We start from the raw sequence: 23069 nt of genomic DNA on the forward strand, positions 1-23069 counted from the left end.
CTTCGCCCGGTCCCACATCTGTTTCGGGCCAGTTATGTCTGTGGGATTACCTGGACCGCCTTGTTTGTTTGGCTTGAGATTGGGTCAGGGCTGCCAGGTGCAGGGCTCGGGTTTCTCCAGCGCCCTCGAGACCGAGCGCCGCCCGCGCGGCGCTTCGCGAGCAAGCTCTGCTCCTACATCTGTTTCGGGCCAGTTATGTCTGTGAGATTGCCTGGTCCGCCTTGTTTTTCCGGCTTGAAACCGTATCAAGGCCGCCAGGTGCATGCCTCAAGGTTTCCGGCGCCTTTGCGACCGTGCGCCGCCCGCGCGGCGCTTCGCGAGCAAGCCCGCTCCTACATTTGTTTCGGGCCAGTTATGTCTGTGCCATTGCCTGGCCCGCCTTGTTTTTCGGCTTTGGATTTACGGTGTCACCGGCGCCGTCATACCCGTCCCTCCTTCATTTCCTGCGCAATGTAATCCGCCTGCCGTATCGCCAGCGTCACTATCGTCAACGTCGGGTTCTCGGCTGCGCTGGTGGTGAACTGGCTGCCATCGCTGATGAACAGATTCGCTACCTCATGGCTCTGCCCATGTCCGTTGCATACGCCGTCCTCGGCCTTGGCGCTCATGCGGCAGGTGCCCAGGTTGTGGGTGGAGGGGTAGGGCGGGACGCGGTGGGTCTTGAGTGCACCGACCGCTGAATACAGCGCCTGGCCCTGGGTGAAGGCGTGCTCGCGCATGGCCAGGTCGTTGGGGTGGTCGTCGTAGTGGACGTTGGCCACCGGCATGCCGAACTGATCCTTGACCGCGTCGTTAACGGTCACGCGGTTGGTTTCGCGCGGCATGTCTTCGCCCACGATCCACAGGCCTGCCAGGTGCGTGTACTGGTCCATCACGCGGGTGAAGTCCGGTCCCCAGGCACCGGGGTTGAAGAACGCACCCAGGAACGATGGGCCAAGCGAGATCGTCTCCATCTCGTAGCCGCCGACGAAGCCCCGCTCGGGCTTGAACTTGACCTCGTCGCTGATGATGCCGGCCATGATGGTGCCGCGGTAGAAGTGCACCGGTTCGCTGAACTCGGCGAACACGGAGCCAGTGGTGTGCCGCATGTAGTGTTTGCCGACCATGCCCGCGCCGTTGCCCAGGCCTTGGGGGAACCGGCTGCTGGAGGAGTTGAGCAGCAGGCGCGGGGTTTCGATGGCGTTGCCGGCCACGGCCACCAGCCGGGCTGCCTGGCGCATCTGCTGGCCGGTGGCGTCGGCGTAGACCACGGCGCTGACCAGGCCCTTGTCATTGTGCTCGATGTGCAGCACCTGCGAGGAGGGGCGCAGGTCCAGGTTGCCCGTGGCTTCGGCCGCAGGAATCTCGGTGTACAGGGTCGACCACTTCGCGCCCATCTTGCAGCCCTGGAAGCAGAAGCCCAGTTGCTGGCACGAGGCGCGGTTGGCGCGCGGGCGGCTGTTGATCGCCATGTGGCCGGTGGAGCATTCGGTATAACCCAGTTTCTGCGCGCCGTTGTACAGCACCTTGAAGTTGTTGTTTCCCGGCAGCCCGGGGATGTCATGGGTGCGGGTCACGCCCATCTTGTCTTCGGCGCGGGCGTAGTAAGGCTCAAGTTCCGCCAGGGTCACGGGCCAGTCCAGCAGATTGGCGTCTTTCACCGCGCCATAGGTGCTCAATGCATGGAACTCATGTTCCTGAATACGCAGGCTGGCCCCCGCCCAGTGGGTAGTGGTTCCGCCCACGGTTTTGCAGATCCAGGCAGGCAGGTTGGGGAAGTCCTTGGCCACCCGCCAGGTGCCCGAAGTGGTGCGGGTGTCGCCCCAGGACAATTGGGCGAAGGAGGGCCACTCGTCGTTGATGAAGGTGCCCTGGTTCTGGCGCGCACCGGCTTCCAGGAGCACCACCTTGATGCCCTTCTGGCACAGTTCATTGGCCAGGGTGCCGCCGCCTGCGCCGGACCCGATGATCACTACCACCGAGTCGTCATCATGTTTGAAGTCAGCCATGTGCATGCATCCTCAGGAGAAGGGATTGGGGCTCGCGGAGGCGGGCGGGTTCGGTAACCAGGACAGGTCGTTGAACCCACGCATCAGGTAGCCACCCTTGGGAAAGGAGGCGCCTTCGTAGCCAAAGTGCAGGTAGGCCAGTTCGTTGCTGTACAGGGTGTTGACCGCGTTGCCGCGCACCAGGGCAAAGAACGGCGTGTCCTGGATGTCCTGGAGGATGGCGAACTGCTTGTCGGCGTCGATCTTGCGCCAGTCTCCGCCGGCCTTCTGGTCGAGCATGGCGACGCCTTGCCTGAGCGTATCGGCGACACCGGGGTCGGTACTGGCTTTCTGGTCCAGTGCCTTGACGGGAAAGGCGTAGACCGCGTCTTCCATGGTGTCGTGTGGAAAGGTGCGGCGCACCATCAGCAGCAGCTTGTCGCCGCTGTCACTGTCCAGGGTGGTCATGGGCAGGGCCCAGCTCAGGCTGGGGGCCATCAGGGCAATTGGACCGCTGGTAAACAGCAGCGTACCGAGCAGCAGGCCGCCGCTGCCCTGAAGAAACCGGCGACGGTCGAGTGTCAGGTTACTCATGGCGATGTCCTTCTTATTGTTGTTGTCACGCAACCCATAGTAGTAACGCCAGCAGGGGGCAGGTAATAGGCGCCTACTACGTTGGAATAAGCTTAGACGCGTAGTAGGCGCCTATTACCACCGCCGGGCGCGCGCTTCCTAGAATGGGTTCACTGCCCCCCAGAGAACCCTGTCATGTCCTTCATCAGCGAAACCCAGCCCGGCGTGTGCATGGCCCCCGATGCCGAAACCCAGGCCTACGTGTTCAACCACAGCATGATCCGCGTCAAGGACCCGCAGCGCTCGCTGGACTTCTACACTCGGGTGCTGGGCATGCGCCTGCTGCGCCAGGTGGATTTTCCCGAGGCGAAGTTTTCCCTGCTGTTCCTGGCGATGACCGCCGGCGAAACCGTGCCTGAAGAGCGCGGCGCCCGCCAGGTGTACACCTTCGCCCGCCAGTCGGTGCTGGAGCTGACCCACAACTGGGGCACCGAGAGCGACGACTCCCAGTACCACAACGGCAACAAGGACCCGCGTGGCTTCGGCCATATCTGCTTCAGCGTGCCGGACATCGAAGCCGCCTGCGCGCGGTTCGAGCGGCTGCAGATACCCTTCGTCAAGCGGTTGGACAAGGGCATGAAGCACGTGGCGTTCATCAGTGACCCGGATAATTACTGGATCGAGATCGTTCAGGCTGATCTGCTGGCTGATCTGGGGCAGTAACGCCGGTCCCAACCCTGTGGGACCGGGCGAAGCTCGGGAATGGAACACCACCGGTGGCGCGTCAGAACACCGACCAGTTGATCCGCTCGCTCAACAGCTCGAGCGCTTTCATGCCCACCAGCGAGTTGCCCGCCGGGTTGAGCTCCGGCGACCATACGCACACGGTGAACTGCCCCGGCACCACGGCGATGATGCCGCCACCCACGCCGCTCTTGCCGGGCAAACCGACGCGGTAGGCGAAGTTGCCGGCTTCGTCGTACAGGCCGCTGGTGGCCATGATCGAGTTGACCTGCTTGCTCTGCCGCGGCGTCAGGATCTGCTCGCCGCTGTGTTTGCAGAACCCGTCATTGGCCAGAAAGCAGAAGGCCTTGGCCAGGTCGATGCAGTTCAGGCGCAGGGCGCAGTGGCTGAAGTAGCTGCGCAGCACCGCTTCCACGTCGTTGTGGAAGTTGCCGAAGGACTGCATCAGGTAGGCCATGGCCGCGTTGCGCGAGCGGTGCTGGTATTCGGACTCGGCCACCTTGCTGTCCACCAGCACATTCGGGTTCCCAGACAACCGCCGCACGAAGTCGCGCATGGACAGTGCCGGGGCGGCGAAGCGCGACTGGTTGATGTCGCAGATCACCAGGGCGCCGGCGTTGATGAACGGGTTACGCGGCCGCCCGCGTTCGAATTCCAGTTGCACCAGGGAATTGAACGGCTGCCCCGAGGGCTCGTGGCCAAGGCGCTCCCAAATGGCTTCGCCGGAATGGCCGATGGCCTGGACCAGGCTGAAGACCTTGGAAATGCTCTGCACCGAAAATGGCGTGTCGGCGTCGCCAGCGCTGTACAGGCTGCCATCGTTGCCGTAAACGGCGATGCCCAGCTGGTTGGCGGATACATCGGCCAGTGCCGGGATGTAGTCGGCGACCTTGCCCTGGCCGATCAGCGGGCGGACTTCGTCGAGGATCTGGTTCAGCAGTGCTTGCATGGGTGGGCCTGTGCCTGTGGTGAGGGTGGCTGTTGCCTAGACGTCGGCGGGCAGCCCGGCATCACACCGGTGTATGATGGCGGCTCATGAACCGGAGCCAGTCCATCGCGATGCCCAGTATCACCCTGTTCCAGACCCCGCCCCCCGAGTCGTTCCAGAGCCAGATCCAGCAACTGGTGATCGACAACCTCACCACCATCAGCCAGGTGGCGCTACCGGCGTCCAACCGGCTGTACCCCTTGTACCAGTACGGCGTGGGCTATGAGGTGCACCTGTACCTGCAGGCCATGGACGGTTCGCGTGGTTTCCCTGTGGAAGTGGTGGCAGCACTGGACGACGATGACCCCTCGCAGGTGCTGGGTTTCGTGCTTTACCTGCCACTGACCAACGACCCCCAGGCGTGCACGCTGCTTTACCTGGCGGTGCAGGAAGGCCACCGTCGAAAGGGTATCGCCCGGGCGATGCTGGCCAGGGTACTGGAGCGCTACCCTCATGCGGAGTTGGGCTGCACCGTGAGCCAGGTGGCGTTCGGCCAGGCCCTGGGCTTCCAGGTGCTGGGCACCCGCGGTTCACAGGTGCTGATGAATACCCGTGACCACGCCAGCGCCGGCCTGACACCCGTGCTGGATACTGCGCCCATCTACCGCTCGGTAGAGGTACGGCAGATTCACGCCTACCTGCTCAAACAGCATGGCGAGCAGGCCATGGTGAATGCGGAAAGACAGCGTGACCGCCACCTGGACCAGTTGACGAACGACGCCCAGGCATTCGTCAAGGTGCACCTGGGGCGCTGAGCCGCGTTTTTCGAGGCCATCCAGCGAGCGTCCAAGCAGGAGAATGAAATGAACATGGAAGGACACCAGGCGCGCCTTCGCGCGCACTTGGTCGAGTTGCTCAAGGTCGACCCGCGCCTGGATGCGGTGTATGCGCTGGCGGGCGATTTTCCGCCACGGGTGCGCGAGCCTGGGTTCGCCGGGCTGGCCCGCATCGTCTGCGGCCAGCAAGTATCAGTGGCCAGCGCCGACGCCATCTGGAAGCGCTTGGCAGCGCTGCCCCACGCCACCACGCCACGCGGTTTTCTGGCCCTCGGCGAAGCCGGGTTGGCCGGGGTGGGGCTGAGCCGCGGCAAGTTCAAGACCCTGACGGCCCTGGCCACCGCCGTGGAACAGGGCGACCTGGACCTGGCCCACGTTGCCGGCTTGCCCGGCGAGGCGGCGCTGGCCGAACTCACCCGTCACCCGGGCATTGGTCCGTGGACGGCGGAAATCTACCTGATGTTCTGCGCCGGCCACCCGGATATTTTTCCTTCCGGTGACCTGGCCCTGCAAAAGGCCGTGGCCCACGCCCTGCAACTGCCAGCGCTGAATGCCCGACAACTGGCTGACCTGGCCCAGGCATGGGCACCGTACCGGGCCACGGCGGCGCTGCTGTTCTGGCGGTTGTACGCGGTGATGCGCGGCCGCCAGGCTTTACCGCTGTAGCCTGAGACTGGCCAGGGCCAGCAGCGCCAAGGTGGCGATCAGCGCGGCCAGTACGGTAACGCCGGTGGTGATGCCGTGCACATCGATCAGGTAGCCGGCCACCACCGGTAGCGCGCCGGCGGGCACATAGCCGCCCATGTTGAATACGCCGTTGGCTTCGGCGCGGCGGGCCGCTGGCACATGCAGGGCGATCAGGCTCAGCCCGCCCAGTTGCCCCATGCCCTGACCCGCCCCGGCCAGCAGCGCCGACACCACCAGCCACGCTACCGACTGGCTATTCAACGCCAACCACAGGGTGGCCATGGACAGCACGGTGGCAAGGCCGCTGAGCACGAAAATACGCGCCACCGCCAGACGCTGCACCAGCAGCTGCACGGCCACACCTACCATGAACATCGCAAACGCGGTGCCGCCGGCGATCAGCGGACTGCTGACGTGCACAAAGCTGGCGAACAGGCTGGGGCCCAAGCTGAGCACGAATGAAGTCGAGGTGATACCCGGCCCGAAGAAGGCGATGCCGCGCAGCACATGGCCGACACTGTCCCGGGGTACCGAGGGCAGCCGCAGCTTCAAGGTGCCCGGCGCCCGCGGTTGTGCAGGCTGTGCCAGCACCACGCCCAGTGCCAGGGCCAGCAGCGCCAGTTCCAGGTTGAAGACAATGGCCACCGGGTGCTCGCTGAACCGCGCGATGAGCCCCGCCAGCAAGGGGCCGGTGCCAGCGCCCAGGACCATGGCCACCGAGGCCAGCAAGGAGGCCTGGCGCTTGTGGGTGTCGGCGGCCTGATCGACCACGTTGGCCATGCCGGCTGACACGATGATGCCCACCGCAATGCCGGTGAGCAGCCGCGCCAGCATCAGCACCGTGACGCTGCTGGCCAGCTGGAACAGCACGGCGGCGCTCATCGCCAGCCCTAGGGCCGGCAGCAGCAGCGCCTTGCGGCCGAAGTGGTCGGCCAGTTGCCCGGCCACCAACAGCGTGCCGAGCAGGCCCAGAATGTAGCAGGTGAAAACAGTCGCCAGGGTCGCGGCGCTGAAGCCCATCTGTTGTTGCCAGTGCCCGTACAGGGGTGTGGCGGCATTGGAGAGGATGAACACTGCCGTCACGACCCAGGCGGCGCGCAGCACCGGCAGGGACGAGGGCGGGGTAGCCGTCAGGGCTGAAGGGGAAGGGGTCATGGGCGAGGTGCCATTGCAATCAATCGAGGGGGGTGATGCTAGTGCGGGCAGGCGCGGTTTTGAATTCCCCACGGGCGCAGGCCGCTTGTGCAAAAATTCACACCTCGCTTCAAGAGCGGGCGTTTGCGCCAGGAAATGGGGTCAGGCCGAGGTGACGCAGTCGGCGATAAAGTCCATCACGGTACGAATGGGGGCCGCGTTGCGCACGTCTTCGTGCACCGCCAACCAGACTTCGCGCACCAGGCAGGGACCGGCAGGGTCCAGCAACTGCAAGGGGTGCTGCGAGGCCATGAAGGCGGGGAGCGATACCACGCCAGCACCCCCAGCGGCGGCGATCGCCTGGATGCGCAGGTCGTTGCTGGTGAACGCAAGGGGCCGGCCGGCGGCCTGTTCCAGCAGCCAGTCCTGCTGCACCGAGCCCTCCATGCTCTCGTCGTAGCCAATGAAGCTGTAGTCGGTGGTGTGCGCCAGGTAGTCAGGGCTGGCGTACAGGCGAAACTCCATTTGGCCCAGGCGCCGGGCCACCAACGTCGGCTCACTGGGCCGTACCAGGCTGACGGTGATATCGGCTTCACGGCGTGTGAGGGAGGCGCGGGACTTGGTGCCCACCAGGCGTACTTTCAACAGCGGGTGGCGCTGCATCAGGGTGCCCAGCCGAGGGGCCAGCAGGGTGCCCGCCAGCGCGGGTGGCGACGACACCACCACCTCGCCCTGCACCTGGTCCTGCTCGCCACCGGCGAAGCGTTCCAGGGCGAAGGAGGCCAGGTTCATCTGCTCGCCGAACGCCGTCACCCGCAAGCCGTCCTCGGTCAGCACGTAGGCGCGCTGACGCCGGTCCACCAGCTTGAGGCCCAGCGCCGCCTCCAGTGCCGCGATACGCCGCGCCACGGTAGCGTGGTCGACCCGCAGCACCTTGGCCGCCGCCGACAGCGAACCGGCCTGGGCGAACAGGCAGAAATAGCGGAGGTCTTCCCAATCGAACATGATGTATCCCGTGCAGAGCGAGCAGGGATGATAGCGCCCCGAGGGGCGCAACGCACAGGGCAGGAGCTGGCGTGCCGGCAGGCCAGCTCCCGAGGGGGCAGGGTTATCGCAGGGTCAGTATTTCCAGGTCACCGAGGCCATCACGTTGCGTGGGTCGCCGTAGTTGCTCTGGGCGTAGCGCACGGTCTGCAGGTACTTGCGGTCGGTCAGGTTGTTGACGTTGACCTGGGTGCTCCAGTGGCTGTCGATGTCGTACTTGCCCATCAGGCCCACCAGCGCATAGGCGCCCTGGTCGGCGAGGGGAGTGTCGTCGTTGGCGATTTTGCTCTGCCAGGTCAGGTTGGCACCCACCTTGAACTGCGGAGCCATCGGCAACTGGTACGTTACCGACCCATTCATCTGGTGGCGAGGAATGAAGCGGCGGGCGCGGCTGTCGTCGGCATCGGTGATGTACACGTAGGTGTAGCCACCGCTGACCTGCAGCCCAGGTGCCAGTTCGCCGGAGACTTGCAGTTCCAGGCCGTCGCTCTTGTACGACATGCCGTTATACAGGTAGCCGCCCAGGCTGGCGTCATAACCGGCATAGGTCGCCACGTTATCCTGCTTGGTGTGGAACACGGCTGCTGAAACGTCGAGCTTGTTGTCCAGCAGGTGGCCCTTGATGCCCGCTTCATAGCTCTTGCCCTGCAACGGGTCCAGCACCTTGCCCTGGGGGTTAAGGGAATACTGCGGGTTGAAGATCTCGGTATAGCTGGCGTACAGCGCATACTGCGGGGTCAGGTCATAGACCAGGCCTGCGTATGGGGTCACCTTGCCATGGATGCGCACATCGCGCGGGCTGTCGTAGCTGTCGCCGTCGCTGTCGGCGCTGAGCATCCGCGCACCGGTGATCAGGTGCAGGTCATCGGCCAGGCTCCAGCGTGCCCCGGCGTACAGGCTTTTCTGCCGGTCGACGTAGTTGGAGGTGGCGGCGGCGCTGGCGATGTCCCAGTCTGTGGTGCGCGGAATGCTGCCGGCCAGGGCATCTTGCAGCGACACTGCGGTGTAATCCGACGACGTGCCGTACAGCGAGGTTTCCTGGTTGTGCGAGCGCGCCACGTTGGCGCCGAAGGTGAACTGGTGCTCGCGGCCGAACAGGGTGAGCGGGCCGCTGAACGACACGTCGCCGTCCAGCTCGCGGTTGTCGTCCTTGTATTTGGAAGCCAGGCCGGTGTACCCGGTGCTGGAAGCGGCATTGCTGTAGATGTAGAACATCTCGGTGTCTTCGCGGTGCTCCATGCCGGTCAGGGTGACCGTGGACTTCCAGTCATTGGCGAACTGGTGCTGCCACTCGGCGAAGGCGCGGGTGGTGTGCACGTTCCAGTACACCCACGGCTGCGAGATGTTGCTGGAACGGCTGCTGTAATGAATGGCGTTGCCATTGCGGTCCACCAGCGGCAGCGCGCCCCAGCTGGAGCCGTTGGCGTTGGTTTTCTGGTCTTCGTAGCCAACGGTCAAGGTGTCGCTATCGGTCAGGTCGAACGCCAGCGTGCCGGCGAACACGTTCTTCTCCCGGGCGTAGCGGTCCAGGTAGGAGTTGCCCTTTTCATAGGCGTAGACCAGGCGGCCGCGTACGTTGCCGGTCTCGGTGAGCGGGCCTGACACGTCGATGTCCACTCGCCGGTCGTCCCATGAACCACCGCTCACGGTAACCGACGCCTGCGGGTCATACGTCGGGCGCTTGCGCACGAAGTTGACCGTGGCCGATGGGTTGCCGTTGCCGGTCATCAAGCCGTTGGCGCCGTGCAGGATGTCTACCTGCTCGTAAGGCGCCATGTCATAGTCGCCCACCAGCAGGCCATTGGTCAGGGGCATGCCCATGCCGTCATACTGGAAGTTGGTGATATCGAAACCCCGGGCGGTGAAGTAGGTGCGGTCAGTCTCGACTTTCTGCACGTTGACGCCCGGGGTGTTGCTCAGCACATCGCGGATGCTGTTGAGTCTGAAGTCGTCCAATTGCTCGCGCTTGACCTCGGTCACCCCTTGCGGCGTCTGTTGGGCGGTGAGGTTCAGGCGGGTGGTCGTGCTGCTTGGCTTACCCTGGTAGCCCGGTGTCGGCGCGTCGTCCTGAGCGTCGGCGGTGGTGCTGATGGTGGTGGAAGGAAGATTCAGCGTGCTGTCCTCAGCATACGCGTGGTCAAGGATGCCCAGGGCGATCAGCGAAAGAGCCGATACGGCCAGGGGAGAGGGTTTACGCATGGACGACGATTGCTCCTACAGGTTTTTTTAAGTGATATTGTTTCTCAATCATGCCAGTGGAAACAAATGGTAATCAATATCATTCCGTCGTTTTGTTGACATATTTTTCACATCTGTTCAGGAAAGGTTCATGAGCGGCTATCGCGAGTTGTTTGAGAAGGGCTTGGGGTTCGCGGCGTTTGTCGCCACGGGGCTTGATGCCGAGCAGGAAGGCGTGGTGCGTGCAGGGCAAAACCTGGCGGCAGCCGGCTTGAGCAAGGTCACTCGTCAGCGCCTGGCTGCCTTGGTGGGCGACTATTACCTGCTGGTGGCGGGCGAAATGTGGTGCCCGGACTGCCAGGTGAACCTGGTGGCACTGGATGCCCTGTGCGCTGCCCAGCCCCGGGTGCGCCTGGCGGTCATCAGCAAGGCCCGGGCTGAACAGCAGTTGCGCGAGCGGTTGGGGCTGACCAAGGTCTCCATCCCGCTGGTGGTGGTGCTCGATGCCGGTTTTGAACCGGTCGGTCTATTCGTCGAACGCCCCCAGGTAGTGATCCAGGGCGATGAGCAAACCCTGGCCGCGTACAAGGCTGCCCAGCTGCTCGAAGCCACGGTGACCGATGTGCTGGCCCTCATGGAACGGGCCGAAAAAAGCCGATAGCCCGGCAAACGTAGGGGAAAAGCCGCCGGACGGTCTCACCCCGCGCAAAAGCTCGCCGATACTCTCCATACCACATGGAGGTCGTCGGTTTATGTTCAACAACCAACTGAAGAAGCAACTGGCTGATCAACACGCTGAACTGACCGAGTTGCGCCAACTGGTCGGCGGCTTGCAACAGGAAATGCTGACCCTGGATGTCGACCCCCACCTGCGCATCCTGGGGTGCAACGAGCGCTTCGCCAAGGCGCTGGGTTACAGCCCGGCGCAATTGGCCGGGCGGCCCATGGCCGAGATCGTCCCCAGCTACGTGTCGAAGCTGCCGTGCTACCACCAATTGATGGCGGCGATTTCCGGCGGTACCTCCATCACCGATGACTACCGTTTCCTGCGCGCCGATGGCGTGCTGGTGTGGATACGCGCCCATTGGCAGCCGGTCAAGGATGCCCAGGGTGTGCTGCAGCATGTGTGCTGCTTTGCCAACAACATCACGGTGAACGTCGAGAAAAGCGCGGAAAGCACCTCGTTCATGGAGGCTTTGCTGAGGTCAACCGCGGTGATCGAATTCGACCTCAAGGGCGTGGTGTTGTCGGCCAACGACCAGTTTCTGCGGGCCATGGGCTATAGCCTCAGCCAGGTAAAGGGGCAGCACCACCGTCTGTTCTGCACGCCGGAAGAAACCGGCTCAGCCAAGTACCAGGAGTTCTGGGCCACCCTCAACCGCGGGGAGTTCGTGGCCGGGCGGTTCAAGCGTGTCGACGCCCATGGTCAGGTGGTGTGGTTGGAAGCCACTTACAACCCGGTATACGACCCCGAGGGAAACTTGAGCAAAGTGGTGAAGTTCGCCACTGTGGTCAGCGACCAGGTGGCCCGGGAGGAGGAGGTCAATGCCGCGGCCCACACGGCCTATGACATCTCCCAGCAAACCGACGTCAGCGCCCAGCGGGGCGCCGTGGTGGTCAATGATACGGTGCAGACCATGCGCAAGCTGGCCGACGACATGCAGTCCGCCGCCAGCGGAGTTGAAGCGTTGGGCAAGCAATCGTTGTTGATCAACTCGATCATCCAGACCATCAGCAGCATCGCCCAGCAGACCAACCTGCTGGCCCTCAACGCCGCCATCGAGGCCGCGCGCGCCGGGGAGCAGGGGCGTGGCTTCGCCGTGGTCGCCGACGAAGTGCGCCAATTGGCCGGGCGAACCAGCACCGCCACCGAGGAAATCGCTGCGGTGGTACAGCAGAACCAGACCCTGGTGGAAGGCACCGTGCGCGAAATGGCCAACAGCAAGCACCAGGCCGAACAGGGCGTGCAACTGGCCAGCCAGGCGGGCGAGGTAATCGTCGAGATCCAGGAGGGTGCGCGCAAGGTAGTGGACGCCGTTGGGCGCTTCGCGAACCAGTTGGGCTAAGTGCGATGCCTGGCCTTGCTGGTGTGAACAAGCTTGCGGTCAGATCTCATCATGGCCACCAAGCGGTAGTCGATGGTTTTGGGGCGCCTTTGAGACCGCGCGCCGCCCGCGCGGCGCACGGTCTCAAGGGCGCCGGAAAAACCAAGACATGCAGATGGAGGCCCTGATGCGGTTTCAAGCCGGAAAAACAAGGCGGACGAGGCAATCCCCCAGACATAACTGGCCCGAAACAAACGTAGGAGCAGAGCTTGCTCGCGAAGCGCCGCGCGGGCGGCGCACGGTCTCAAGGGCGCCGGAAACCTTGAGCCATGCACCTGGCGGCCTTGATACGGTTTCAAGCCGGAAAAACAAGGCGGTCCAGGCAATCCCCCAGACATAACTGGCCCGAAACAGATGTAGGAGCGGGCTTGCTCGCGAAGCGCCGCGTGGGCGGCGCACGGTCTCAAGGGCGCCGGAAAAACCAAGACATGCACCTGGCGGCCCTAACCCAATCTCAAGCCAAACCAACAAGGCGTTCCAGGCAATCCCACAGACATAACTGGCCCGAAACAGATGTAGGAGCGGGCTTGCTCGCGAAGCGCCGCGCGGGCGGCGCACGGTCTCAAGGGCGCTGGATATCTCCAGCCATGCACCTGGCGGCCCTGACCCAATCCCAAGCCGGAAAAACAGGGCGGTCCAGGCAATCCCACAGACATAACTGGCCCGAAACAGATGTAGGAGCGGGCTTGCTCGCGAAGCGCCGCGCGGGCGGCGCACCGTCGCAAGGGCACCGGAGAACCCAAGCCATGCACCTAGAGGCCCTGATGCGATTTCATGACAGGCTTTTGGGGGCCCCGCTGGAGATCTCATCATGGCCACCAAGCGGTAGTCGATGGTGTTGTAGCGTCCTTGAGACCGTGCGCCGCCCGCGCGGCGCTTCGCGAGCAAGCTCTGCTCCAACGTTTGTTTCGGGCCAGTTATGCCTGTGCCATTGCCTGGTCCGCCTTGGTTGTTCGCCTTGGGATCGGGTTAGGGCCGCCAGGTGCATGGCTTGATGCTTCTGGCGCTCTTGAGACCGTGCGCCGCCCGCGCGGCGCTTCGCGAGCAAGCCCGCTCCTACATCTGTTTCGGGCCAGTTATGTCTGTGCCATTGTCTGGACCGCCTTGTTGGTTTGGCTTGGGATTGGGTCAGGGCCTCCATGTGCATGGCTTGGTTTTTCCGGCGCCATTGAGACCGTGCGCCGCCCGCGCGGCGCTTCGCGAGCAAGGGCTCGGCGCCCCCCCTCGCTCCAACATCTGTTTCGGGCCAGTTATGTCTGCAGGATCACCCTGTCCACCTTCTTTTCCCGCTGCAGATCAGTGAAAGCTGGCCTTCATCAAGGATTCACCAGGTTCTGCGGCCGCTCGCCCCGTAGCGCCGCCAGCAGGTTGTCAACCGCGCAGCGGGCCATGGCCTCGCGGGTTTCATGGGTGGCAGAGCCGATGTGGGGGGTGGCCACGACATTGTCGAGGGCGAGCAACGGCGAGTCCGTCTGCACCGGTTCGCGTTCGAACACATCAAGGCCCGCCGCGCGAATCTGGCCGGTTTGCAAGGCGTGGATCAAGGCCTTTTCATCGACCACCTTGCCACGGGAAATGTTGATGAAGATGCTGTCCCTGCCCATCAACTCGAACTCCCGCGCCCCGATCAGGCCGGTGGTTTCCTTGGTCAAGGGCAAGGTCAGGCAGATGAAGTCAGCCTCGCGCAGCAGTTCATCCAGCGTGCAGTGACGGGCCCCGAAACGCTGGTCCACGGCGGGCTTGGCCGAGTGGCTATGGTAGATCACCGGCATGTTGAAGCCGAAATGGCCGCGCTGGGCCAAGGCTTCGCCGATGCGGCCCATGCCGATGATGCCCAGGGTCTTGCCGTGCACATCGGTGCCGAAATGCCGGGGGCCGATACTGGCGGTCCATTGGCCGGCGCGTACCAGCGTCGCCAATTCGACCACCCGCCGGGCGGCGGCCAGCACCAGGGCAAAACCGGTGTCGGCGGTGGTTTCGGTGAGCACGTCGGGGGTGTTGGTCAGCATCACCCCGCGGCGGCTGAGGTCGGCGATGTCGTAGTTATCCACGCCTACCGATACGCTGGCCACGGCCTCAAGGCGCGGGGCCAGGTCCAGCAGCGCCGCGTCCAGCTTCAGGCTGGCGCCCAACAGGCCCTGGGCTTGGGGTAGGGCCTGGCGCAGGCGCGCCAGGCCGTCGCTGGCCGGGTCGTCGATGTAGGTCACGTCCACTTCGTTTTCCAGGCGGGCCAGCAGGGCCGGGGAGAGTTTCTTGTACAGCACCACATGCTTTTTCATCGGGAATGCTCGTGTTCAGGAATGGTGGGCGGTGAGCGGTCGGGCGCCGGCCTTGGGCAGCACCCGGTCACAACCACCGGGTGCCAGGAGAATGGTCAGCACCGCCGAAACCACCAGGGCGCCACTCATCAGCAAGTAGGAGGCGCCAGGGTTGCCGGTGGTGCTGTTGAGGTAGCCCACCAGGTAGGAGCCGGCGAACGAACCCAAGGCGCCCATGCTGTTGATCAACGCCATGGCGCCGCCGGCAACGTTGGCCGGCAGCACTTCGGGGACAATGGCGAAGAATGGCCCGTAGGGTGCATACATGCACGCGCCGGCCAACACCAGCAGGCCGTAGGACCACCAGAAATGCTCGGTGCCCAGGGCGTAGGAGCCGTAGAACGCCAGCGCCGCCAGCAGCAATGGCGGCCACACGAAGCGCTTGCGCCGCTGGATGCGGTCCGAGCCCCAGGACACCGCCAGCATGGCGATGGCCGCGGCGAGGTAGGGCAGCGCCGACAACCAGCCGGCTTCGACCATGTCCATTTCCTGGCCTTGCTTGAGGATCGACGGCAGCCACAGCACGAAGCCATACACGCCGATGCTCCAGCAGAAGAACTGCACTGACAGGATGATGACCTTGCCCGAGCGGAACGCCTCGGCGTAGTTCTTCACCGGCTTGATACTTTCCTGTTCAGCTGCCAGCGTGGCTTCCAGGTCTTTTTTCTGCTGGCCGCTGAGCCAGGTGGCGTTAGCCGGTTTTTCGTCGGCCAGGCGCCACCAGATGAACGCCCAGAGAATGGCCGGCAGGCCCTCGATGATGAACATCCAGCGCCAGCTGAAATGCTGCACCAGGTAGCCGGACACCACCGACATCCACAGCATGGTCACCGGGTTGCCCAGGATCAGGAAGGTGTTGGCCCGCGAACGCTCGGCGCGGGTGAACCAGTAGCACAGGTACACCAGCATCGCCGGCATCACCACCGCTTCCACCACGCCGAGCATGAAACGGATGGCGATCAGCCAATAGGCGCTTTCCACCATGCCCGTGAGGCTGGCCAGCGCGCCCCAGGCGATCAGGCTGACGAAGATCAGTTTCTTCACACTGCGCTTTTCGGCGTAAATGGCCCCTGGCACCTGGAAGAAAAAATAGCCGAGGAAGAACAGCGCCCCCAGCAGCGATGAGAGGCCCGGCGTCATGGCCAGGTCCTTGGCCATGCCGGAGGCCGCGGCGAAGCCATAGTTGGCCCGGTCCAGGTAGGCCAGGCTGTAGGTGATGAATACGATGGGCATGATCACCCACCAACGGCGGGTCGCCAATTTCAGGTTGTCCATGGCGTGCTCCTGAGCATTTTGTTGTTGTCGCAACAGGCCAGTCGGGTAAAGGATTCAGGCGCGGCGCAGGGCCACGGCATCGAGCAATTGGTCGCGGCTGGGCAGGCCCTCCATGTCGCCCTGGCTCTGCACCGCGCGGCTGCCGATCCAGTTGCCACGGTCCACGGCCTGTTCGATGGTCAGGCCTTCAAGCAGGGCACTGATCACGCCCACGGCGAAACCGTCGCCAGCGCCCACGGTGTCCACTACCCGGGCGACCGGGTGGGCGGCCACGAAACCTTCACCCAGGGCCGTGCGGTAGTAGGCCCCTTCGGCACCCAGCTTGATGGCCACGGCCTCGGCGCCGTGGTCCAGGTAGAAGGCGGCAATGTCGCCGGGCTCTTCATAACCGGTGAGCAGGCGGCCTTCGGACAGCCCCGGCAGCACCCAGTCGGCATGGCTGGCCAGGGCGTTGACCTCGCTGATCATGCGCGTCTGGCTGGACCACAGCGAAGGCCGCAGGTTGGGGTCGAAGGACACGCTGCGGCCCGCGCCGCGCATTGTTTGCATCAGGTGGCTGGACAGTTCCTGAGCGCTGGCCGACAGCGCCGGCGGAATGCCGGTGGCGTGCAGGTGTCGCGCGCTCAGCAGGTCGTCATTGAGGTCGGCGACGCTCAGGTGGCTGGCCGCAGAGCCACGGCGGAAGTACTCCACCACCGGGTCCTGGCCGTCGTCCTCGCGGGACTTGAACTGAAAGCCGGTCGGGTGGGCTGGGTCCACCGCGACATGGCGGCAGTCCAGGCCTTCACGCTGCAGGGTATTGACCACAAAGCGGCCCAGGGAATCATCGCCCACTCGGCTCAGCCAGGTGACGTCGAAGCCCAGGCGCGACAGGCCGATGGCGACGTTGCTGTCGGCCCCGGCAATGCGTTTGTGGTAGTGAGTGACGGCGGCCAGGTCGCCGGTCTGTTCGGCGACCAGCATCGCCATGGTTTCACCGAAGCACAGGACATCAGCCATGACGGGCAGCCTCCGAATGTGGTTGGCCCAAGCGGGCAAGGGTGGCCACATGGCCACGGGTTACCTGCAGTAGATCCTCACCTTGCAGCGGGAATTCCGCAGCGCGCATCACGCCAGGCGCCATGCGCAGGATCAGTTCATCCCAGGCTTGCAGGTCCTTGGCGCTTGGCGGTATCGCAACCAGCTTGCCCGCGCTGGTGCGCTCCACCGCCTTGCAGTGCACGTATTCCACGTACTGGCCCAATTGCACAGCGGCGCTGAACACCGATTGTTCCTGCCACTGCCAATTGCCGATGTCGAAGGTCATGGCCACGGGCACCTGATGTTCCTTGGCGCGGCTAAAGAAACGCACCAGCGGGTCGATGCGCCCACCCTGCACCGTCTGGTCGTTTTCAACCAGCAGGCGCACCGGCTGGTCGGCCAGGGAGCGGTTGAGGGCGTCGAAATCGTTGTGTGGGGCGAAAAAGCCGAGGGACACCTTCAGCCAGCGCGAGCCACAGGCTGCGGCGTTGGCCAAGGCGTCAATCAATGCCGGGTTGGGTTCGGCGCGGCCTTGTTCCCAGAGTTCCAGGGGGGCGGAGTACACGCTGCTCAGGCCTTGAGCCTGGGCGGCGTCACGCAGGTGTGTGGGTTCAAACGCAGTGAACAGCTCTTCGCGCCATTCAATGACGTCAGCGCCTGATTGCTTGAGCAGGCTGGCGAAGGGTGCTTGGCCCTTTTCGCGGATCAGGGTGGCGCCGTAGCTGGACAGGCTGATGGACACGGGGTAGAGATTCATTGTTATTGGTCCTCTGTAACCGGTTTCATTTTTGTATGAGTCAAAGACCCCTGGAAGCGGGGCGGGTTCATTTTTTCAACGGGGCGCAACGGTGCACGGCGAGGACGGCGCAGAAGGGCCGGCACCGGCAGGGATGAGCGAGGGCTGGGAAAATACCAATAGGTTTCATGGCCTGTTTTCCTTTTTGGAATTGTTGTTGCCAGGCGGCTGGACGTGCGGGTCTGAAATCGGTTTCAGCTGTGAGAACAGGAAACACCTTTGGTCGAGGCTCGTCAAGTTCCACAGCAGTTTCACCGCCGACGCGGCCCACGGCTGCCGCAGAGCCATGGCAACCTGCCGGACCGGGCGAAGCTCGGGAAAAGCCCTGCCAGATCGACCGCGTTGTCCGCTTCCCGAGTGTGCGCCCCGTCTTGCAACGGCGCGCTCTACAAGGCCTTTTGCCGGGTGGAGCCGCGTACGATCAGCTCGGCCGCGAAATCAAACCGCTGCGCCGGACCGGTGTCGCCGCGCAGGCGCTCCAGCAGGCATTCGAAGGCGCGTACGCCAATGGCGTGGGTAGGCTGGGCCAAGGCGGTGATGCCGCTGCCCACCAGCGGGTACCAGTCCAGGTCGTCGAGGGCGATCAGGCCCACGTCGTCGAACAGGATGCAGTTCAGGGTGCGCAGTGCCTGGGTTGCCGCCAGGGCGGCGAGGCCGTTGGCGCAGAACAGCGCCTTGGGGCCCGGGCCCGGCGCGTCGAGGTATTCCTGCAGGCGGCTTTCCAGATCGGCGCCGGTCTGCAGCAGGCTGCCGCGCAACTCGCGGTCCTGGGTAACCAGGCTATCGAAGGCGCTGATGCGTTCGTTGCGTGAGCTGGTGCCATCCTGAGGCTCGCTGACCAAGGCCACGTCACGGTAACCACGCGCCTTCAAGTGCACCAGGCCCATGCGCATGGCGCCAGCGTTATCCAGCCCGGCGATGTCGCTATGGAAGTCCTCCAGCTTGCGGTCCACCAGCACCATGGGCCGCTCACCCTGCAGTTCGCGCAGTTCGTCCATGTGCTTGCCCAACGTGTTCACGATCAACCCTTCGATGTTGTACGAACGCAGCGCCGCCAGTTGCTGGCGCTCCTGCTCGCCATCGCGGTCGGTGTTGCACACCACCAGGCTGTAGCCGTGGCGCCGGCAGGCGGTTTCCACGCCATGCATCACGGCGATCGAATAGGGGTTGCGGATATCGGCCATCAGCATGCCGATCAGGCGCGTGCGTCCGCGTTTCAGGCCGCGGGCCATCTGGTTGGGCCGGTAGCCCAGGTCATCGATGGCTTTCTCGATGCGCAGCGCGATGGCGTCGGACAGCAGGGCGCGGTCGTCACCGATGAAGCGCGATACGCTGGCTTTGGAAACGCCGGCGCGCTGGGCCACGTCCAGCATGGTCACGCGGTGGCGGGGCAGGGCGGTGGAACTGCTCACGGGCCTGTGGTCCTTTTGGAATTGTTGTCGCCAGGCGGCGTTGGCTCAGGCTGAAAACGGTTTCAGCGTGGGGATAGAGAACACTGTCGGCGAGGTGTCGTCAAGTGTACCGTTTGTCGGTGGGCAGGGGAAACGCGGCGCTGCCTGGCAGCCCGACACGTGTGTCGCCCGCTCAGTTGATCAGCCCTGCAGCGATGTTGATCGAGAAACCCAGGATGGCCGTGTTGAACAGGAAACCAATCAGCGAGTGCCCCAATACCACCCGCCGCAAGGCTTTGGTCGCCACCCCCACGTCCGAGGTCTGCACGGCGACGCTGATGGTGAAGGAAAAATACAGAAAGTCCCAGTAATCGGGTGCTTTTTCGCCATCGGCGAAGCGCAACGGCGGCTCATCGCCCCGGCTGAGGTAGAACAGCCGTGCGTAATGCAAGGCGAACACCATGCCGGTCATCAACCAGGAGCCCACCACGGTCACGCCGGTAAAGGCATAGTGCAGGCCGCGGATGCCCGGCGGCAGTTGTTTGCCCCCGGCGAGCTCGAACCCGATGGCCGCGAGGCTGGCGATGGCGGCGATGCACACGGTCACCAGCACGAGGCCGGCGTTTTCATCTTCCTGCTGGGCCGTCTGCTGCACTTTTTCCGGGCTGGCATGGGTGGCCAGCCACGCCATCAACAGCAGGTAACACCACACTCCTACGTTCCAGCCGATGAGTATGCGCATGACAGCGTCGGCAGGGGCCAACAGGCTAGCGACCACGCCGACGGCGACGGCGCTGGACAGGCGAGGATGGGTGCGGGGCAGGCTGGGCAGGGCCATGGAGATCCTTGATGGGGCTGTGCCAGGAACACAGCCGGAGAGTTTTCAGAGGGGCGTACGCTTTTTTTCAAAGCGTGTCACCTGTCAAATCTACCAGTAGCCAAGCGGTTTATTTCCCCGTTGAATGTAGGACGAATCCTACATGGAGCGTACGAAATGAACACAATAGGCACGTTTAAAGAGTCCTCGTTGCTGCTGGGGATGATGAGCCAGGCAAGGCTGTTCCAAGGTGCGCGCGATGCCAGCCGGCCAGCGAGCAACCAGGCGGCGTTCGACGCGCTGCCGGTTCCGGGCCCCAGCGAGCCCCGGCCCCTCCAGCCGCCCGAACCTCGATAAATACCCGGGTGACAACGCTTTGAGCGTCGACCGCTGGCAATGGTTCTTTCCAGGCGCTGCGCTTTTTACCAGTTACGTGGCGGGTGTCGAGGCCCTTCAATGACGATTCCCCCGTCTATTGGAGCGCTTCATGGATTTTTTCACCTTTACCCTCATTGGCCTGTTCACGGGTGCGATGGGCGGCTGGGCCGCCTTCGCGTTCGGCAGCAAGACCGGCAAATTCATCGCCGGCTCGGCGAGCCTCAGCGCGGCAGCCCTTGAGGCCGACTCGGCGCTCAAGGGTTTTATCGGTTCAGGTCACGACTCGGGCGAGCTGGTGTTCAGCCTGTGTGGTGCCTATATCACCGGATTCATCGCCACCATCGTGCTGCTGACCCGCATGCTATTGCAGCAGGACTCGCGCTACCGCATTACCCTGATCGACGTCGTGTTTGGCAATAACCGTGCGCTGGACGCTTACCATGAAGCCAAGCGTGTAGAGCTCGATAGCCTGCTGGAGCGGGAGCTGAACGTGGGCGCCCTGCAGCAGGAAAGCCAACTGCTGGAGGCACGCAAGCGGGCGCTGGATGAGCAGGCGCGTGCGTTGCAGCTGGAAACGGACGAGGCCAGGGCGGTACTGCAGGCACGTGATGAACTGGTGGGCGGCCAACCCAGCATCAGCCTGCCGCATGGCTATCGGCTGCCGATAAAATCCGTGTTCCTGCAACTGCTTCCGCATCATGTTGCCCGGGCGTGCCAATGCCACCTGGGGCTTCAGCAACTGAACGCTCGATTCCTCGCGGACGCGCCCGCAGCCGTCAACGGCATGGACCTGTTCGATGCCTACCTGATGGAGGTGGCGGGCTGCATCAAGCAACATTTGTTCGATCAACATGGGGCGGCCGTCGACGATGAGGTGCGGGTGCATTTTCGCCGCTTCGACCCCGGGGACCGGTTGTACAAGGGCCACGTGGTGCATGGGCAGGTGGGCCGCCAGCTGACCGCGCTGGCGGCGGGCAGCGGGCTGATCGGTTTGTCCCGCCAGACCGGCCGCAGCCTGGTTTATTCGGTCAACCGCCAGGCAGCGGTGAGCACCGCGAGTGCCCACTGGTGGCAGGACTACCTGACCTATGTGTTCGATGGCATCCTGGAACACGGCGAGCCGACCTACACCCTGGGGATTTCGGTGCGCCATGGCGCGGTGCATTCCGGCATGCTCTATTTTCTCAGCTTCAACCAATGGGAGCACGGCCTGCAGCAGGACCTGATCACGGTCCATCGGGCGTTGTGCCCCTCGCGTGCCGATGCACCTCAAGCGGCCGAGGTGCAGGGGTTGTTTTGAGAGGTATTACCGCAGGGAATCCACTACATAAAAAACATGAATTTTATTTATGCAGGGGCTGGCGGTAGCGTAGGGCGACCTGAGAGGAGAGCACTACATGGATTTCCCCGACAACGAACAACACTGGCAGCGCAACCTGGCAGTGTGCGTGTTTGGCGCCTTCACCACCATTGTTGCCATGACCCTGCTGCTGCCGTTCCTGCCCCTGTATGTGGAGCGCCTGGGTGTGACCGACCCCGCGGCCATCGTGCAATGGTCTGGCGTGGCCTTCGGCGCCACCTTTCTCTCCGCGGCGTTGACGGCGCCACTGTGGGGACGGTTGGGTGACCGCTACGGGCGCAAGCTGATGCTGATTCGGGCCAGCCTCGGCATGGCCATCGCCATGTCGCTGATCGGCCTGGCCGAGACTATCTGGCAACTGGTGCTGCTGCGGCTGTTGGCCGGGCTGCTGGGTGGTTACGCTTCGGGGGCGACGATCCTGGTGGCCACTCAGACACCCAAGGCCCGCTCGGGGTGGGCGCTGGGGGTTTTGTCGTCGGGCATCATGGCGGGCAGCCTGGCCGGGCCTTTGATCGGTGGGGCGTTGCCGCCGCTGGTGGGTATCCGCAACACGTTTTTCCTCGCCGGCGCGGTGATCTTCGTGGCTTTTCTGGCCACCACTTTTCTGCTCAAGGAAGTGCCGCGGCCCAAGCGTGAACCCGGGGCCAGGGCGAGTGCGCCGGTGGACCGCGTGGCCAACCTGGCGCCGGTGCTGGCGATGTTCGTGGTCGCTTGCCTGGTCACCTTTTCCAACATGTCCATCGAGCCCATCATCACGGTGTACCTGATGCAACTGGGCACCGCCAATGTCACTGTGGTGGCCGGGCTGGTGATGTCGGCGGCGGCACTGGGCAGTATCCTTTCGGCATCACGCCTGGGCAAGCTGGCCGACCGCGCAGGGCACTGGAAGGTGGTGATCGCCTGCCTGGTCGCCGCCGCGGTGTTGCTCATTCCCCAGGCGCTGGTGACCCAGCCTTGGCAACTGGTCGTGCTGCGCCTGCTGATGGGCCTGGCGCTGGGCGGGTTGTTGCCGTGCATCGCCAGTATCATTCGCCATTCGGTACCCGAAGGCGTGGCCGGGCGCATGCTGGGGTATTCCACGTCCTGCCAGTATGTGGGGCAGGTGCTGGGGCCGTTGGCAGGGGGCTACCTGGGGGGACATGTGGGCATGCGTGTCGTATTCATCGTTACCTGCGTGCTGATGGCGCTGGGGGCGGTGATCACCGCCCTGGCGCGCCCACGGCCTGCGGTATCAGAAGGACATGGCGACGGCGAAGAACACGCCGCAGGCCACCACCACGTAAAGTGAAAACCTGATCAGTTCCTTCACGCCGAACTCTTGCATCGCTTGAACTCCCGTATCGCTGTGCTGGTGAGTTCACTATGCGCTGCGAGAGGTAAAGGACACCAGATTCAGAAACGCGATAAAAAACCGGATCAGATGTCCCGCACCGGTTGCCGCTGCTGCAGGGCCATGGCAATCCTGAACTGCGGTAGCGGGGTTTGCCTGTGGGACCGGGCGAAGCTCGGGAAGGGGCC

Annotated in this window: 18 protein-coding genes and 2 pseudogenes; 8 read left to right on the forward strand and 12 right to left on the reverse strand. The window is 64.0% G+C overall.

The features are described 5' to 3' along the window. Positions 1-419 precede the first annotated feature (419 nt). Positions 420-1988 carry a GMC family oxidoreductase gene (locus tag QBK88_RS05330; RefSeq protein WP_277961223.1) on the reverse strand — a complete coding sequence of 523 codons (1569 nt, stop codon included), beginning with the start codon at positions 1986-1988 and terminating at the stop codon, positions 420-422. A 12-nt stretch (positions 1989-2000) separates the two neighbouring features. After that, complete coding sequence (locus tag QBK88_RS05335; protein ID WP_277961224.1) at positions 2001-2561, reverse strand: tat (twin-arginine translocation) pathway signal sequence; 561 nt, start codon at positions 2559-2561, stop codon at positions 2001-2003. A 174-nt stretch (positions 2562-2735) separates the two neighbouring features. On the opposite strand from QBK88_RS05335, the gene gloA reads away from it, so the two are divergent. Next, positions 2736-3263, forward strand: a complete 528-nt coding sequence (gloA, locus tag QBK88_RS05340; RefSeq protein WP_277961225.1) for a lactoylglutathione lyase — start codon at positions 2736-2738, stop codon at positions 3261-3263. 61 nt (positions 3264-3324) lie between these two features. Here the strand turns inward: gloA and glsB are convergent, their stop codons facing one another. Then, on the reverse strand, positions 3325-4233 hold the full coding sequence (gene glsB / locus QBK88_RS05345) for a glutaminase B (RefSeq protein ID WP_277961226.1): 909 nt from the start codon (positions 4231-4233) through the stop codon (positions 3325-3327). 110 nt (positions 4234-4343) lie between these two features. Between glsB and QBK88_RS05350 the strand changes: the two genes are divergently transcribed. Together QBK88_RS05350 and QBK88_RS05355 are read left to right on the forward strand one after the other, a co-directional pair. Further along, positions 4344-5027, forward strand: coding sequence for a GNAT family N-acetyltransferase (locus QBK88_RS05350; protein ID WP_277961319.1), 684 nt, complete (start codon positions 4344-4346; stop codon positions 5025-5027). Positions 5028-5075: 48 nt separating this feature from the next. Then, positions 5076-5714, forward strand: coding sequence for a DNA-3-methyladenine glycosylase 2 family protein (locus QBK88_RS05355; protein WP_277961227.1), 639 nt, complete (start codon positions 5076-5078; stop codon positions 5712-5714). Here QBK88_RS05355 and QBK88_RS05360 read toward each other — a convergent pair. The 3 genes from QBK88_RS05360 to QBK88_RS05370 all read right to left on the reverse strand — a co-directional run bounded on the left by QBK88_RS05360 (position 5703) and on the right by QBK88_RS05370 (position 10112). Next, entirely contained in the window at positions 5703-6890 is a 1188-nt protein-coding gene (locus tag QBK88_RS05360; protein WP_277961228.1) for an MFS transporter, read from the reverse strand. The two genes, QBK88_RS05355 and QBK88_RS05360, sit on opposite strands and share 12 nt — an antisense overlap. Before the next feature lie 141 nt (positions 6891-7031). Continuing rightward, positions 7032-7874 carry a LysR family transcriptional regulator gene (locus tag QBK88_RS05365; RefSeq protein WP_277961229.1) on the reverse strand — a complete coding sequence of 281 codons (843 nt, stop codon included), beginning with the start codon at positions 7872-7874 and terminating at the stop codon, positions 7032-7034. Between the two features lie 114 nt (positions 7875-7988). Further along, positions 7989-10112, reverse strand: coding sequence for a TonB-dependent siderophore receptor (locus QBK88_RS05370; protein ID WP_277961230.1), 2124 nt, complete (start codon positions 10110-10112; stop codon positions 7989-7991). Between the two features lie 130 nt (positions 10113-10242). Between QBK88_RS05370 and QBK88_RS05375 the strand changes: the two genes are divergently transcribed. The 3 genes and pseudogenes from QBK88_RS05375 to QBK88_RS30805 form a co-directional block, all read left to right on the forward strand. Continuing rightward, positions 10243-10752 (forward strand): thioredoxin family protein, encoded by a 510-nt coding sequence (locus QBK88_RS05375; RefSeq protein ID WP_277961231.1) that lies wholly within the window; start codon positions 10243-10245, stop codon positions 10750-10752. 181 nt (positions 10753-10933) lie between these two features. Next, positions 10934-11620: pseudogene (locus tag QBK88_RS30800) on the forward strand (PAS domain-containing protein); the annotation flags it as partial. A 99-nt stretch (positions 11621-11719) separates the two neighbouring features. Next, a pseudogene (locus tag QBK88_RS30805) lies at positions 11720-12157 on the forward strand (methyl-accepting chemotaxis protein); the annotation flags it as partial. Positions 12158-13512: 1355 nt separating this feature from the next. On the opposite strand, the gene QBK88_RS05385 reads toward QBK88_RS30805, so the two are convergent. From QBK88_RS05385 to QBK88_RS05410, 6 genes are all read right to left on the reverse strand, one after another. Next, entirely contained in the window at positions 13513-14475 is a 963-nt protein-coding gene (locus QBK88_RS05385) for an NAD(P)-dependent oxidoreductase (protein WP_277961232.1), read from the reverse strand. Positions 14476-14490: 15 nt separating this feature from the next. Next, complete coding sequence (locus tag QBK88_RS05390; RefSeq protein WP_277961233.1) at positions 14491-15789, reverse strand: MFS transporter; 1299 nt, start codon at positions 15787-15789, stop codon at positions 14491-14493. A 54-nt stretch (positions 15790-15843) separates the two neighbouring features. After that, entirely contained in the window at positions 15844-16788 is a 945-nt protein-coding gene (locus QBK88_RS05395; protein ID WP_268141852.1) for a sugar kinase, read from the reverse strand. After that, entirely contained in the window at positions 16781-17566 is a 786-nt protein-coding gene (locus tag QBK88_RS05400) for an AP endonuclease (protein WP_277961234.1), read from the reverse strand. Before QBK88_RS05400 ends, QBK88_RS05395 begins: the two co-directional genes overlap by 8 nt. Positions 17567-17991: 425 nt before the next feature. Then, positions 17992-18978, reverse strand: a complete 987-nt coding sequence (locus tag QBK88_RS05405; protein WP_445764894.1) for a LacI family DNA-binding transcriptional regulator — start codon at positions 18976-18978, stop codon at positions 17992-17994. A 211-nt stretch (positions 18979-19189) separates the two neighbouring features. After that, positions 19190-19834 carry a DUF1345 domain-containing protein gene (locus QBK88_RS05410; RefSeq protein ID WP_277961236.1) on the reverse strand — a complete coding sequence of 215 codons (645 nt, stop codon included), beginning with the start codon at positions 19832-19834 and terminating at the stop codon, positions 19190-19192. 466 nt (positions 19835-20300) lie between these two features. On the opposite strand from QBK88_RS05410, the gene QBK88_RS05415 reads away from it, so the two are divergent. Both QBK88_RS05415 and QBK88_RS05420 read left to right on the forward strand, forming a co-directional pair. Next, a complete protein-coding gene (locus tag QBK88_RS05415) occupies positions 20301-21491 on the forward strand; it encodes a hypothetical protein (RefSeq protein WP_277961237.1) in 1191 nt (396 codons plus the stop codon). A gap of 97 nt (positions 21492-21588) precedes the next feature. Then, positions 21589-22839, forward strand: a complete 1251-nt coding sequence (locus QBK88_RS05420; protein ID WP_277961238.1) for an MFS transporter — start codon at positions 21589-21591, stop codon at positions 22837-22839. Positions 22840-23069 lie beyond the last annotated feature (230 nt).

Source organism: Pseudomonas sp. RIT-To-2 (assembly GCF_029623465.1).
Classification (GTDB): Bacteria; Pseudomonadota; Gammaproteobacteria; order Pseudomonadales; family Pseudomonadaceae; genus Aquipseudomonas; species Aquipseudomonas silvicola.

Excerpts from the sequence above, each read along its gene's own strand:
- QBK88_RS05385 (WP_277961232.1), bottom strand. The coding sequence starts at position 14,475 with ATGAAAAAGCATGTGGTGCTGTACAAGAAACTCTCCCCGGCCCTGCTG.
- QBK88_RS05375 (WP_277961231.1), top strand. The coding sequence starts at position 10,243 with ATGAGCGGCTATCGCGAGTTGTTTGAGAAGGGCTTGGGGTTCGCGGCG.
- QBK88_RS05360 (WP_277961228.1), bottom strand. The coding sequence starts at position 6,890 with ATGACCCCTTCCCCTTCAGCCCTGACGGCTACCCCGCCCTCGTCCCTG.
- QBK88_RS05355 (WP_277961227.1), top strand. The coding sequence starts at position 5,076 with ATGAACATGGAAGGACACCAGGCGCGCCTTCGCGCGCACTTGGTCGAG.
- QBK88_RS05365 (WP_277961229.1), bottom strand. The coding sequence starts at position 7,874 with ATGTTCGATTGGGAAGACCTCCGCTATTTCTGCCTGTTCGCCCAGGCC.
- QBK88_RS05370 (WP_277961230.1), bottom strand. The coding sequence starts at position 10,112 with ATGCGTAAACCCTCTCCCCTGGCCGTATCGGCTCTTTCGCTGATCGCC.
- QBK88_RS05350 (WP_277961319.1), top strand. The coding sequence starts at position 4,344 with ATGCCCAGTATCACCCTGTTCCAGACCCCGCCCCCCGAGTCGTTCCAG.
- gloA (WP_277961225.1), top strand. The coding sequence starts at position 2,736 with ATGTCCTTCATCAGCGAAACCCAGCCCGGCGTGTGCATGGCCCCCGAT.
- QBK88_RS05330 (WP_277961223.1), bottom strand. The coding sequence starts at position 1,988 with ATGGCTGACTTCAAACATGATGACGACTCGGTGGTAGTGATCATCGGG.
- QBK88_RS05335 (WP_277961224.1), bottom strand. The coding sequence starts at position 2,561 with ATGAGTAACCTGACACTCGACCGTCGCCGGTTTCTTCAGGGCAGCGGC.
- glsB (WP_277961226.1), bottom strand. The coding sequence starts at position 4,233 with ATGCAAGCACTGCTGAACCAGATCCTCGACGAAGTCCGCCCGCTGATC.
- QBK88_RS05415 (WP_277961237.1), top strand. The coding sequence starts at position 20,301 with ATGGATTTTTTCACCTTTACCCTCATTGGCCTGTTCACGGGTGCGATG.
- QBK88_RS05390 (WP_277961233.1), bottom strand. The coding sequence starts at position 15,789 with ATGGACAACCTGAAATTGGCGACCCGCCGTTGGTGGGTGATCATGCCC.
- QBK88_RS05405 (WP_445764894.1), bottom strand. The coding sequence starts at position 18,978 with ATGCTGGACGTGGCCCAGCGCGCCGGCGTTTCCAAAGCCAGCGTATCG.
- QBK88_RS05410 (WP_277961236.1), bottom strand. The coding sequence starts at position 19,834 with ATGGCCCTGCCCAGCCTGCCCCGCACCCATCCTCGCCTGTCCAGCGCC.
- QBK88_RS05400 (WP_277961234.1), bottom strand. The coding sequence starts at position 17,566 with ATGAATCTCTACCCCGTGTCCATCAGCCTGTCCAGCTACGGCGCCACC.
- QBK88_RS05420 (WP_277961238.1), top strand. The coding sequence starts at position 21,589 with ATGGATTTCCCCGACAACGAACAACACTGGCAGCGCAACCTGGCAGTG.
- QBK88_RS05395 (WP_268141852.1), bottom strand. The coding sequence starts at position 16,788 with ATGGCTGATGTCCTGTGCTTCGGTGAAACCATGGCGATGCTGGTCGCC.